Origin of the sequence: Peribacillus asahii, assembly GCF_003570725.1 — a bacterium.
GTDB classification, from domain to species: domain Bacteria; phylum Bacillota; class Bacilli; order Bacillales; family DSM-1321; genus Peribacillus; species Peribacillus asahii.
On the sequence record NZ_QWVS01000011.1, the window covers coordinates 114,074 to 126,928 of the forward strand.

Consider the following 12,855-nt stretch of genomic DNA (forward strand, 5'->3'; position numbering starts at 1 on the left):
CTAAGCATCATTCGTTTCGATGATGCTTAGTTTATTCTTATTGCAATTTATAGAGTGGTAATAACGTTTCAAATGTGTATTGGATTGTATCAACTAACTCCTTATCCGTTAATTGAACTGCTTCTTCACGCGGAATCTGGATCCCACAGAGAATCTCTGCTTTTTTAACAGTTTGAAGTCGTTTGAACATGGAAAGTAAATCTTCTGTATTCAATCCGCTGTGAGGAATAACATCAGGTTTCATATGATCGATAGACCAGACAAAGTTTTCTGGTATGCTGTTTTTTAATAACTCGGCATTTTCTTCAAGTCTTTTGCCGAATTCTGCTTTATTTGGAGCCTCGTAAATAACAGCAAACCAAACGAATAGATGGGTTTCCCATAACCCAATTTGGAAATGTGGCATCATTTTATAGCCGCGGCGGTTAGCCGCAAAAGCGACCCATGTATCCTTTGGTGGATTAATGGTTCGACGTGCATGCTTAGCGACATGCGGAAATATTTCTTCTCCGGTCATAATGGATAATTGCTGGGCAAAGTAGTCACCAAGGTCCTGAAGCTTTGGGCGAATTCTTTCTTTTAAAGCGTCCATGCGTTCTTCAAGACCATCGATTGTAAATGTGTTGAAATCACTTGTTGTAAAGTGTACTTGATTCATTAAGCACCTCTCCTATTGAACTTTCTAAGCTTATCTTAGCATAGCGAATAAAAAAAAATAAAAATTTATTGATAAATTAGCGTATAAATTTGTTGCTATTTTTTGTCGGACATCATATGATAAGATAAATATATAAACAAATCTGAAAATTTAGTTAATTAGGGAAGGGAGAATGTTAATTATGAAACAAGTCATGAACCAAGCGTTAAAGGCTAAAGAAGTTGAAAGACATAGAGCAGCAGTTTTACGAATGGAAATGGACTATGAATTAGCAACCCTTTTTGAAGCACTTGAAGAAAAAAATGAAAGTAAAAAGTCACAATGTAAGCAAAAGCTAGAGCGCATTCGCTTAGAATTATTAAAACTAAAAGCATTGTAATTGTAGCATACGAAGTGAATTGAATAAAGGAGAAATTGGTATTTGACATGAACGATGTTGCGTGCAAAACCTTATATAAAAGCTAGGCGGACACTTCGTACGTAAAGTAAAAGTGTCCGCCTTTCATTTTTATATTTTATAACTAAAAGGCTCTGTTAATCGACAACGTTCTGTAACAGACAGCTATGCAAAAATTTGCACCATCATGTGATATGAAAATAAGCGCTGTGTCTATCGTTTCTCAATGCTGCTTATTTTCAGAGAAGTCTTGTAAAAAAGAGTGAGCTCAAGCGCTTGCGCTTTTCTGATAAGTTGTGGCAAAATTAAGAAACAAATTGTTAAAAAATTGAAGTATTTTAATATGAATGATCAATGTAAGGATAAAGAACTTGATAGAAGTAAGTTGCAGAAAACAAGGGTGGGGATTTAGGTGGCATCAATTAAAGAAATGGATCAATATGCAAAAAAATGGATTAAAGAAGCCGGAGCAAAGTTAAGAGAGTCCTTTGCAACGGAATTAAATATTGAAACAAAAACGAATCCGAATGATTTAGTAACCAATATGGATAAGGAAACAGAGCGGTTTTTTGTAAGTAAAATTAAAGAAACCTTTCCAGGACATCGTATTTTCGGTGAAGAAGGCATGGGGCACGATATCAATGATTTAAAAGGAACTGTTTGGATTATTGATCCGATTGATGGGACATTGAATTTTATTCATCAACAACGCAATTTTGCTATTTCCTTAGCCATTTATGAGGATGGAGTCGGAAAAGTAGGAATGGTGTATGACGTCGTTCATGATGAACTGTACCACGCTATAAAAGGAGAAGGAGCCTACTTGAATCATTATCCATTATCTCCGCTATCCAAGGTAGGTGTAGAGGAAGCGATTTTGTCCATCAATGCGAGTTGGATTGTTACGAATAAACGAATTAATCCTGCTATCTTAGCTGCTTTAGTCAATGATGTTCGCGGCACTCGCTCATATGGATCAGCAGCTTTAGAGCTTGCCTTTGTTGCGGCGGGAAGAATTGATGGGTATATCACGATGCGTTTATCACCATGGGACTTTGCAGCAGGTTCAATCCTTGTTGAAGAGGTAGGCGGAAAAGTAAGTGATTTGTTTGGCGAAAATTTAGATTACATAAAAGGCGGTTCATTATTTGCAGCAAAACCCGGCTTTCACGAATTTGTTTTGGAAGAGTATATTTTAAAGAGATAAACTTGAGGTACATCCATAAAAAAATCGCCGTATCATTCGGCGATTTTTTTAAAAGGATATTGTTAATCTAATTTACCAGCTTCACGCCATTTCTTCTTTTGGGTAAAGCCAAATCCCATGATTCCACAAAGGATAATGATTGCTGCTACAATTCCTAATATGCTTTTTTCGGCAATGGATATTCCAATTGAACCAATACAGATCGTAGCTAATATTGCTAAAATTAAAAATGGCCATTTGATTTTCATAATTTTCACCCCTAATGGTTATATTGTACATAATTTCTGTATTTGTTTCTACTATGTTTGTGATATAATATGTAAGCTAATATTAAAGATACGAATACACCAACTATTTAGGAGTGAATTTTTTGAAATTAAGAGAAAATATTCGAAATATAGCTATTATTGCCCACGTTGACCATGGGAAAACAACACTTGTGGATCAGCTGTTAAAGCAATCTGGTACATTTCGTGAAAATGAACATGTAGAAGAACGCGCAATGGATTCAAATGACATCGAAAGAGAACGCGGAATTACTATTCTTGCGAAAACTACAGCTGTTCAATATAAAGATACACGTATCAACATTCTTGATACACCAGGACATGCCGACTTCGGTGGCGAAGTAGAACGAATCATGAAAATGGTGGATGGTGTTATCCTTGTTGTCGATGCTTATGAAGGCTGTATGCCGCAAACACGCTTTGTGTTGAAAAAAGCATTAGAACAAAAGCTTGCACCAATCGTTGTTGTAAACAAAATCGATAAAGATTCAGCCCGTCCAGAAGAAGTTGTTGACGAGGTATTAGATTTATTTATCGAATTAGGTGCTGAGGAAGATCAGTTGGAATTCCCGGTTATTTATGCTTCAGGTATCGCAGGTACATCAAGTACAGATCCGACAAAACAAGAAGAAAACATGGTGCCATTATTTGAAACAATTGTTGAGACGGTTCCTGCTCCAGTTGATAATAGTGAAGAACCGTTGCAATTCCAAGTTGCTTTACTTGATTATAATGACTATGTAGGACGTATCGGAATCGGTCGTGTATTCCGCGGGAAAATGCATGTTGGTCAACAAGTATCTCTTATGAAACTTGATGGAACAGTTAAAACATTCCGTGTAACGAAAATCTTTGGTTTCATCGGTTTAAAACGAGTGGAAATCGAAGAAGCTTTCCCTGGTGATTTAGTAGCTGTTTCAGGTATGGAAGACATCAACGTTGGGGAAACAGTATGTCCAACGGAGCATCCAGAAGCACTGCCAGTTCTACGTATTGACGAACCGACTCTTCAAATGACATTCCTTGTGAATAATAGTCCATTTGCAGGTCGCGAAGGTAAATTTGTTACAGCACGTAAAATTGAGGAGCGTCTGCGTACTCAATTACAAACTGATGTAAGTTTACGTGTTGACAATACAGATTCACCAGATGTTTGGACAGTATCTGGCCGTGGTGAGCTTCACTTATCTATTTTGATTGAAAACATGCGTCGTGAAGGTTATGAGCTTCAAGTATCTAAGCCTGAAGTTATCGTACGTGAAATTGACGGTGTGCGTTGTGAACCTGTAGAACGTGTGCAAATTGATGTACCGGAAGAGCATACAGGAGCGATTATGGAATCGATTGGTGCTCGTAAAGGTGAAATGCTTGATATGATCAATAACGGTAGCGGCCAAGTTCGCTTACTTTTCAACGTACCAGCACGTGGATTAATTGGTTATTCAACTGAGTTTTTAACATTAACTCGTGGCTATGGAATTATGAACCATACATTTGATAGTTATCAACCAATGCAATCAGGTCAAGTTGGTGGACGTCGTCAAGGGGTTCTTGTTTCAATGGAAAATGGTAAAGCAACTCAATACGGAATTATGGGTGTTGAAGATCGCGGTGTCATTTTCGTTGAACCGGGTACAGAAGTATACGAAGGTATGATTGTTGGTGAACACAATCGCGAAAATGATTTGACAGTTAACATTGTAAAAGCAAAGCAAATGACAAACATGCGTTCAGCGAATAAAGACCAAACAACTACTATGAAAAAGCCAAGAATCATGTCTCTAGAGGAAGCGTTAGAGTATTTGGCTGATGATGAATACTTGGAAGTAACTCCAGAATCTATTCGTCTTCGCAAGAAAATTCTAGAGAAAAATGAACGTGAAAAAGCAGCGAAAAAGAAAAAATATGCGGAAACAAAGTAAGCGCTAGGAGGAGTGAAGCATGGATATCCAAGAGCGATTATCGTTTTTTGCAGCACTATATCGGGTCGATGAGAATCCTGAAGCAGGAATGTGGTATTTATATTTAACGATTTTTGGATTATGTATCCTTGTGTATCAGTTAGGTTTTGCCAAAAAATTGCCTTTGCTTAAAAATATAGTGATCTATACGGTAATGGCGTTTGGATGTACAATGCTTTGTTTTCTTGGAGTGTTTCTTCCGATGGCGGAAGGGCTCGTCATTGCAGCCATTGTGCTTGGTATTTATCGTATGCGTCTTAAACAATCAAAAAAAGAAGGGGCGTAAAGCTGTAGATGAAATCATTACAGGATGCACTTTATAATTGGCTTACGATTAAAGTAGTCTGTGATGCAAGACCGAATGACACGGCAGCTAAACAAACGGAACAGTTTTTTAGTCGTCTGTTAGAAGAGGATCATCAGCTTAGCCATCTTTCAGTAATGAAAGAGTCACCATTTTATTTTATTACGTTTTGGAAAGATGGAAGCGAGCAGCAGAAGCGTTTTCCGATTGAGATGATTGATGTAATGTTAAATCAAATTGAATTAACACCAGATAAATATCGGAATGTTGATGAGTAAAAGCAAAAGCCGTGCAAATGTTGCACGGCTTTTTTTATAGGAAATAGACGAGAATCCTCCCGACCTTAAGGCATGTGAAGGGCGACAGCCCACTGAGGAGGCGGGGGAGTTCAAATGGAATTGCAAGCGGTTTGAAGTTATTGATAAAAGGGTAATAGCTATGTTGAGCGTAAGTATCCAGCTCCTCTAGCAGTCGTATAAGTTTACCTTCTGGTATTATTTTTTACCACTCATCTTCTTGAACAGCTGTGCGGTATAAGTGGAACTTTCCTGTTGCCATTCGTTCATTTGTTCGTTTCTCAATTCGTGCATAGCATGTTTGACACATAAAGGTATGTATAGGACGATTGCGCAGTTTTTTTGCCTCGGGAGCATCATCCGAAAGTGTTTCAATTTGATCGCATATGACGCATTTGACCTTCATTTTAGACCCTCGCTTTTAATATCAGATATACGTAGTATACCATGTTTACAATCGCTGGGCCAAAATAACAATATTATTTAACAGCCCCCTATTAAATATAAGAGGCTGCTCAGTTTAGAGCAGCTGTAAGCTTTCTTAGTCTAGATGATCATTCGATTGTTTATTTTGTTTGTCTTCCAACATTTTTTGTTCTTGCTCATTATCGATTGTTTGTTTTTGTTCACTCATCACCTTGTTTGGTGTTTGTTCTACGGGATCACCAGGAACTTCTGGGATAATTCGGCTTGTAATATCTGAAAGCTCATTTAATATACCTCGGATAGGCTGGCCATTTTCAATATCAGCAGCAACTTCCCTAATTCTTTCATTTAAATCAGGGTCAGCGACAATTGTTGCATAAGCACCATATGGATCCTGTTGCAAAGCTTCACCAACGGAATACTTAATAGTACCGACTTGTGATCGATCGATATCTTGATCAATATCAATACCGACAATTGCATATTTTCCAAGGACTACGGCTGTTGCATCGTTGACATGAGGCACTTTAACTGCTAAATTGGTTAGTCTTTTGGCAGTTTCGGCTCCGGACTTCCGATCTGTCTCCTGTATATTTGTATTTTTCACTTCTGTGATGTTAGGTCGCTGATTGTCATTTATTTCTCTGCCTTGTTCGTTTTGAGAACATCCTCCAACAATGATGATAGCAAGAATCATCCAACAAAATTTTTGCATAATGTACCCCCATTTACGACATTTTGTTTATAGTCTGTAAATGTTCTTCTATCTTTATGCAATGAAACATATATTTTATCAACAGTCTCGTCCGCTACATAAGATGCAGGAAGCAGTCAAAAGAGTACGACAATACTGACAAAAGTAGGCAGGGGGATTATCTTGGGGAAAATCTATGTATTAGATACAAATGTCCTGTTGCAGGACCCGTATTCAATTTTTTCTTTTGAAGCGAATGAAGTTGTTATCCCAGCAGTTGTTTTAGAGGAATTGGATTCAAAAAAACGCTACATGGATGAAATTGGTAGAAATGCAAGGCAAGTATCGAAATTAATTGACGGTTTTCGAGAAAAAGGAAAACTGCATGACGGGATTCCCCTTCACAATGGTGGGAAGCTAAGAATTGAGCTGAATCATCGTTCATTTCATGAGCTTCAAGAAATCTTTATAGAAAAAACGAATGATAATCGCATTTTAGCTGTAGCGAAAAATATTTCATTAGAGGAGGAAACAAAGCCAGACGGAAAAGCGGTGATTTTAGTTAGTAAAGACACGCTTGTTCGAGTAAAGGCTGATGCTATTGGCCTTGAATCGGAAGATTTCTTAAATGACCGTGTCGTTGAATTAGATCATATTTATCCCGGGTTTAAAGAAATCTATATTACGGTAGATAAATTAAACCAATTTTATATGAAAGGGCATTTGTTGCTATCGGAATTAACAAAAGAGACTTATTTTCCAAATCAATTTTTACTGATGAAGGATGAGCTTGGTGGTTCTGCTTCAGCTATAGGGATAGTAGATGAGCACAAAAAAATAGTAAAGAAACTACACTATGAAGGTGAACATATTTGGGGGATTAAGCCCCGGAATGTGCAGCAGACGATGGCGTTGGATATTTTACTTCGAAAGGATGTACCTCTTGTTACGTTAATTGGTAAAGCGGGTACAGGAAAAACGTTACTTGCTTTGGCGGCAGGACTGCTTCAAACAGAAGATCAAGGAATTTATAAGAAATTGCTTGTAGCCAGACCGATTGTCCCAGTTGGCAAGGATATTGGATATTTACCAGGAGAAAAAGAGGAGAAGCTACGACCTTGGATACAGCCAATTTTTGATAATCTAGAATATTTATTTAATACAAAGAAACCGGGAGAACTGGATGCGATTCTGGCCGGTATGAGTTCAATTGAGGTAGAGGCATTAACGTATATCCGTGGAAGAAGTATCCCTGATCAATTTATTATCATTGATGAGGCTCAAAATTTAACGAAGCATGAGGTGAAAACCATTTTAACTCGTGTAGGTGATCGCAGTAAAATTGTGTTAATGGGTGATCCTGAGCAGATTGATCATCCTTACCTAGATGAGTATAACAATGGCTTGACATATGTAGTGGAAAAATTTAAACAAGAAAAGATTGCTGGACATGTAAAGTTAGTAAAAGGCGAGCGCTCAGGATTAGCACAATTAGCTGCCAATCTCTTATAACGAATAGAAACGGCAAGATTGATTAGCTTGCCGTTTCTTGTGAAGCTCTTTTTCTCCAGGCTTAACAGAGGGGCCAGTAGGACTTCCACTTCAAGCTTAGGAGGACAGTCGTTATAGATTCTCTTGGTGACTACAGTGGGGATCAAGGAGACCCTTAGTGATGAAAGTTTTACTTTACTGTAAACGATTTAACGTTTTTGATGGGATTATCTCGATTAGAGCCATCTCCCAAATAAATATGTACTGGTCCTCCATCTTCTTCCAAGCGAAGCGGTTTACCTTCTTTAGAGAAACCGAGGAAAAATTCGTTTGCTACTTCGATAGGAAAGCTTAATTCTTTTCCATCAGCTGTCACGATGATTTCGGTTGCTCCTTCTTCAGGAACAGCATTTTGTAAAAATGGCTTAAAAGGAATACCGAATGTTCCTGTCATGAGTTTGATTTTTTCAAATTTTCGTTCTGTTTTCAAAGTAGGAGGCAGAATGGCCCCTTCACGAATTTCTTTTTGCCAGTGTTCAGCAGCTTTTTGTGTGTAGTCTTCTAATTCATCCACTACTACATTATCTTTATCAAAATATGTATCGATTTCAACTTTACGATCGTCGAAAATCCAAACACCTGGATCCAATGTAATCGGAAATTTCACTTTACCGTTAATAAACACGATTGATTCCAAATTTCTCATTCCCTTCTGTTAATGACATTACTTAGTATAATCAAAAATAAAGAAAATGTCACACTTTGAGAACGAGTAGATGTCCTTGCTTTTTTAGTCAACTACAGGTAAAATTTAAAGATAAGATTTAATCGCTTCTTGAGCGGGGGGATTTCATATGGCATCTGAAATGCTTATCAATCATCGAGAAAAAGCTTATGCTTTATTAAAAGCAGATGCTGACAAGATACTTAAACTAATCAAAGTACAAATGGATAATCTTACTATGCCTCAGTGCCCTCTTTATGAAGAGGTGCTCGATACTCAAATGTTCGGCCTATCGCGTGAAATTGATTTTGCGGTCCGTTTAGGGTTAGTAGAGGAAATAGAAGGTAAAGCACTATTAGAAGCATTGGAGAGAGAACTGTCCATTTTACATGATGCGTCTACAAAGAAATAAATATATGCTAAACTCAAACAAATCTCGATGATTGTTTGAGTTTTTTATTTTAGGTATTGTTTAATACATAGTTGCTAAAATCCTTTGCTTTTTTTGTGAAACGGCAGAGAAGAGGGCCGTTTGTGCTCATTTTTGTATACATAAATAATTGGATATGTTTATACTTTAATTCAATAAAATAGAATTTTTTGAATTTTTATGTTGAATTCATAGCATATTAGTATTATTGTTAAAGTATTATGTAAGAAAAATGGATGGATGCTTTTTAGGATTAGTTATTCAAAAGGATTCTTATTTTAAAATAGGCATAGAACGATATTCATTTTTCTTCAGTAAATATAGAAGAAAGCGCTTACTTCAATCGCTTTTTTAAAATGATATATTGACATAGTGGTTGATGTTTTGCTTTTAGGCATTAGGTTTCCGGTAATATGATATTGGAAAAGTGATTATAAGGATAAAAAGTTGAGAGTTCCCTCTCGTCTTTTTTCTATAAAGTAAAAAATATTCATAGAAGCAGGTGGAACAAATGGGGAAAAAAATAGAGAAAGTACTCGCAGCAAATAGGGGAGAAATTGCGATTAGAATTTTTAGGGCTTGTACGGAACTAAATATTCGCACAGTGGCTATTTATTCAAAAGAAGACTATGGTTCATACCACCGATATAAAGCGGATGAAGCTTATCTTGTGGGCGAAGGGAAAAAACCGATTGATGCCTATTTGGATATTGAAGGAATTATTGAAATCGCAAAAATGAGCGGTGTAGATGCCATTCATCCAGGTTATGGCTTTTTATCTGAAAATATTGAATTTGCGAAAAGATGTGAAGAAGAAGGCATTATTTTTATTGGACCAGAAACACAGCATCTAGATATGTTTGGAGATAAGGTAAAGGCTAGAACACAAGCGGAGTTAGCCGGTATTCCTGTCATTCCTGGCAGTGATGGACCTGTTGCAAATGTTGAAGAAGTTGTTGATTTTGGTAAGCAGTATGGTTTTCCGATTATCATTAAAGCGTCACTTGGCGGCGGCGGTCGAGGCATGAGGATTGTTCATCAGGTAGACGAAGTAGAGGAAGCGTATGCACGCGCAAAATCTGAAGCAAAAGCTGCATTTGGAAATGATGAAGTATATGTGGAACGATTTATTCAAAATCCAAAGCATATTGAAGTGCAAATTCTTGCTGATACGCAAGGAAATATTGTTCATTTATATGAGCGTGACTGCTCTGTACAAAGACGTCATCAAAAAGTGGTCGAAGTAGCTCCTTCTGTTTCACTATCAAATGAATTAAGAGAACGCATTTGTGAAGCGGCTGTGAAAATATCGGAAAATGTAAACTATGTCAATGCTGGTACAGTAGAATTCCTTGTGGCTAACGATGAGTTTTATTTCATTGAAGTGAATCCTCGTGTTCAAGTAGAGCATACGATTACAGAAATGATTACTGGAATTGATATTGTTCAGTCACAAATTTTGATTGCAGAAGGTCATAGCTTACATAGCGATGTCATTGGTATTCCAGCTCAATCAGAGATTGCAACACATGGTTTTGCGATTCAGTCTCGTGTTACAACGGAAGATCCTTTAAACAACTTTATGCCAGATACAGGTAGAATTATGGTGTATCGTTCTGGTGGAGGTTTTGGTGCCCGCTTGGATGCAGGAAATGGTTTCCAAGGTGCAGTCATTACTCCTTACTACGACTCACTGCTTGTCAAACTATCAACTCATGCCATTTCTTTTGAGAGAGCAGCGTCGAAAATGGTTCGAAATTTAAGAGAATTTCGAATTCGGGGGATTAAGACCAACATTCCATTCCTTGAAAATGTTGTTCGACATGAAAAGTTTTTAACGGGTCAATATGATACATCGTTTATTGATACAACGCCGGAACTTTTTGATTTTCCTGTTCGAAAAGACCGTGGTACAAAAATGCTTTCTTATATAGGAAATGTGACGGTAAATGGCTTCCCAGGTGTTGAAAAACATAAAAAGCCGGTCTTTGATGAGCCGATTATTCCAGCTGTTCAGGATTTACCGACTATAGCAGGCACAAAGAATATTTTGAATGAACAAGGTGCAGAAGGGCTTGTTAAGTGGATTAAAGAGAAAAAGGAAGTATTGATTACCGATACAACGTTCCGTGATGCACATCAATCATTGCTTGCAACGAGAATCCGTTCGAAGGATATATTAGATATTGCTGAACCAACTTCGAAGTTACTGCCTGATTTGTTCTCTTTAGAAATGTGGGGGGGAGCGACGTTTGATGTGGCGTATCGATTCCTGAAGGAAGATCCGTGGGATCGACTCGAAAAGTTGAGAAAGAAAGTGCCGAATACGCTGTTCCAAATGTTACTTAGAGCATCGAATGCAGTAGGGTATAAAAATTATCCGGATAATGTTATTCGTGAATTTGTTCAACAATCGGCTGAAACAGGTATTGATGTATTCCGAATCTTTGATAGCTTAAACTGGGTAAAAAGCATGGAAGTCGCGATTGATGCTGTTCGTCAATCAGGAAAGATTGCTGAGGCGACTATCTGTTATACAGGTGACTTAAATGATCCGAGTCGAGCGAAATACAATATTGATTATTATAAAAATATGGCAAAAGAATTAGAACAAACGGGTGCTCATATTTTAGCTATTAAAGATATGGCCGGTTTATTGAAACCAGAAGCAGCGTATCGTCTTATTTCGGAATTGAAAGATAGCGTATCGCTTCCAATTCATTTGCATTCTCACGATACAAGCGGTAATGGGATTTTTATGTACTCTAAGGCGATCGAGGCAGGAGTAGATATTGTGGATACAGCAATTGGATCATTAGCTGGTTTAACGTCACAGCCAAGTATCCAAACGTTGCATTACGCATTAGAGGGGACAGCACGACAACCAAAGCTTAATATTGATTCACTTGAACAATTATCACAGTATTGGGAAGGTGTTCGTAAGTATTACCGTGACTTTGAAAGCGGTATGAATGCACCGCATGCAGAAGTATATAAACATGAAATGCCTGGTGGCCAGTACAGCAATCTGCAACAACAAGCAAAAGCTGTTGGATTAGGTGACCGCTGGAATGAAGTGAAGGAAATGTACCAGCGTGTCAATATCATGTTTGGTGATATCGTAAAAGTAACTCCGTCTTCTAAAGTTGTAGGTGACATGGCTCTCTTTATGGTCCAAAATAACTTATCAGAAGAAGATGTGCTAACGAAAGGAAAAACGATTGATTTTCCAGACTCTGTTATTGAATTATTTGAAGGCTATTTAGGCCAACCAGTTGGCGGATTCCCGAAAGAGCTGCAAGAAGTGATTTTAAAAGGGAAGAAACCTATTACTGTACGTCCGGGTGAATTGCTAGAATCTGTAGATTTCGATGCGTTACAAGTAGAGTTGACGAAAGAAGTCGGTCGTTCAGTGTCTAAGAAAGATGTCATCGCGTATGCTCTATATCCAAAGGTGTTTCTCGATTATGTAAAAACAATAGAGCAGTTTGGTGATGTTTCAAACCTTGATACACCTACATTCCTGCATGGAATGCGATTAGGAGAAGAAATAGAAGTTGAAATTGAAACAGGAAAAACATTGATTGTGAAACTAGTTTCTTTAGGACAGCCATTAGCGGATGGTACACGTGTTGTTTATTTTGAATTAAATGGTCAATCACGTGAAGTCATTATAAAGGATGAAAATATTAAATCATCGGTTGTAGCTAAAGTAAAAGCTGATCCGAAAAATAAAAATCAAATTGGAGCAACGATGCCTGGAACTGTAATCAAAGTAGTCGTTGAAAAAGGAGATCAAGTAAAGCAAGGGGATCACTTAATCATTACAGAAGCAATGAAGATGGAAACGACTGTACAAGCACCATTCTCTGGTACGATTCAAGATATCTATGTAAAAGATGGTGAAGCAATTAGTACAGGTGATTTATTAATTGAACTTTCTAAGTAAGAGATAATAAATAGTCCGCCATTCCATAGAA

General features: G+C 37.5%; 13 protein-coding genes. 8 read left to right on the forward strand and 5 right to left on the reverse strand.

What is annotated here, in order from left to right; translation table 11 throughout:
* Positions 1-37 precede the first annotated feature (37 nt).
* Positions 38-658 (reverse strand): YktB family protein, encoded by a 621-nt coding sequence (locus tag D1953_RS05550; protein WP_119116165.1) that lies wholly within the window; start codon positions 656-658, stop codon positions 38-40.
* 181 nt (positions 659-839) lie between these two features.
* Between D1953_RS05550 and D1953_RS05555 the strand changes: the two genes are divergently transcribed.
* Positions 840-1,037, forward strand: a complete 198-nt coding sequence (locus D1953_RS05555; protein ID WP_119116166.1) for a hypothetical protein — start codon at positions 840-842, stop codon at positions 1,035-1,037.
* Positions 1,038-1,467: 430 nt separating this feature from the next.
* Positions 1,468-2,262: an inositol monophosphatase family protein gene (locus D1953_RS05560; RefSeq protein ID WP_220453356.1), complete on the forward strand. Its 795-nt coding sequence runs from the start codon at positions 1,468-1,470 to the stop codon at positions 2,260-2,262.
* Positions 2,263-2,324: 62 nt separating this feature from the next.
* Here D1953_RS05560 and D1953_RS05565 read toward each other — a convergent pair whose 3' ends face one another.
* Positions 2,325-2,510, reverse strand: a complete 186-nt coding sequence (locus D1953_RS05565; protein ID WP_182480513.1) for a YlaF family protein — start codon at positions 2,508-2,510, stop codon at positions 2,325-2,327.
* 122 nt (positions 2,511-2,632) lie between these two features.
* Here D1953_RS05565 and typA point away from each other — a divergent pair, with 122 nt between their 5' ends.
* Genes typA through D1953_RS05580 form a run of 3 tightly spaced genes read left to right on the forward strand, consistent with a single transcriptional unit; the run spans position 2,633 to position 5,092 of the window.
* Positions 2,633-4,471: a translational GTPase TypA gene (gene typA / locus D1953_RS05570; protein WP_119116167.1), complete on the forward strand. Its 1,839-nt coding sequence runs from the start codon at positions 2,633-2,635 to the stop codon at positions 4,469-4,471.
* Positions 4,472-4,490: 19 nt separating this feature from the next.
* Positions 4,491-4,796: a YlaH-like family protein gene (locus D1953_RS05575; RefSeq protein WP_119116168.1), complete on the forward strand. Its 306-nt coding sequence runs from the start codon at positions 4,491-4,493 to the stop codon at positions 4,794-4,796.
* An 8-nt stretch (positions 4,797-4,804) separates the two neighbouring features.
* A complete protein-coding gene (locus tag D1953_RS05580; RefSeq protein WP_119116169.1) occupies positions 4,805-5,092 on the forward strand; it encodes a hypothetical protein in 288 nt (95 codons plus the stop codon).
* Between the two features lie 223 nt (positions 5,093-5,315).
* Here the strand turns inward: D1953_RS05580 and D1953_RS05585 are convergent, their stop codons facing one another.
* The gene (locus D1953_RS05585; RefSeq protein ID WP_119116170.1) at positions 5,316-5,516 is read right to left on the reverse strand and encodes a YlaI family protein; all 201 of its coding nucleotides are present in this window, start codon (positions 5,514-5,516) and stop codon (positions 5,316-5,318) included.
* Between the two features lie 135 nt (positions 5,517-5,651).
* On the reverse strand, positions 5,652-6,251 hold the full coding sequence (locus D1953_RS05590; RefSeq protein ID WP_119116171.1) for a YhcN/YlaJ family sporulation lipoprotein: 600 nt from the start codon (positions 6,249-6,251) through the stop codon (positions 5,652-5,654).
* Between the two features lie 162 nt (positions 6,252-6,413).
* Here D1953_RS05590 and D1953_RS05595 point away from each other — a divergent pair, with 162 nt between their 5' ends.
* Positions 6,414-7,742, forward strand: a complete 1,329-nt coding sequence (locus D1953_RS05595) for a PhoH family protein (RefSeq protein WP_119116172.1) — start codon at positions 6,414-6,416, stop codon at positions 7,740-7,742.
* Positions 7,743-7,911: 169 nt separating this feature from the next.
* On the opposite strand, the gene D1953_RS05600 is transcribed toward D1953_RS05595, so the two are convergent.
* Positions 7,912-8,418 carry a peptidyl-prolyl cis-trans isomerase gene (locus D1953_RS05600; protein ID WP_119116173.1) on the reverse strand — a complete coding sequence of 169 codons (507 nt, stop codon included), beginning with the start codon at positions 8,416-8,418 and terminating at the stop codon, positions 7,912-7,914.
* A 157-nt stretch (positions 8,419-8,575) separates the two neighbouring features.
* Between D1953_RS05600 and D1953_RS05605 the strand changes: the two genes are divergently transcribed.
* The gene (locus tag D1953_RS05605) at positions 8,576-8,857 is read left to right on the forward strand and encodes an Fpa/YlaN family protein (RefSeq protein ID WP_119116174.1); all 282 of its coding nucleotides are present in this window, start codon (positions 8,576-8,578) and stop codon (positions 8,855-8,857) included.
* 529 nt (positions 8,858-9,386) lie between these two features.
* Entirely contained in the window at positions 9,387-12,824 is a 3,438-nt protein-coding gene (pyc, locus tag D1953_RS05610) for a pyruvate carboxylase (protein WP_119116175.1), read from the forward strand.
* The last annotated feature ends 31 nt before the right edge of the window (positions 12,825-12,855 follow it).